This window comes from Vibrio sp. T20 (assembly GCF_007858795.1).
GTDB classification, from domain to species: Bacteria; Pseudomonadota; Gammaproteobacteria; order Enterobacterales; family Vibrionaceae; genus Vibrio; species Vibrio satsumensis.
The window spans coordinates 1-300 of the sequence record NZ_VFEB01000075.1; the positions used below are offsets into that span (position 1 = coordinate 1).

The 300-nt window shown below is 43.3% G+C and carries 1 protein-coding gene; it reads left to right on the forward strand.

All coding sequences use genetic code 11. The features are described from left to right. Window positions 1-20 precede the first annotated feature (20 nt). On the forward strand, window positions 21-300 hold a 280-nt coding region (locus FTW16_RS05845), incomplete at its 3' end, for a helix-turn-helix domain-containing protein (RefSeq protein ID WP_146490401.1).

The window sequence follows — 300 nt, forward strand, 5'->3', positions numbered from 1 at the left end:
ATTAACAAGGAGCGTTATTCATGTGTGTTTCCCTCATTCTCTCTTTCATCCCATTAAAAACTGGATCGCCGATAAGCAAGTTGGTGTTATTAAAATTGGCCGACAACGCCGACGCGCGTGGTGTGTGTTTTCCATCCTTAAATTACTTGGCGCAATATTGTGAAGTATCGGTAAGAACCGTGAAACGACACCTTAACGAGCTAGAAAAACAAGGGTTTGTGAAGCGCATAAAACGGTTTGATAACAAAGGCCGTCAGCGCAGCAACTTGTACCAATTACGCTTACCTAACGGCTGTCATA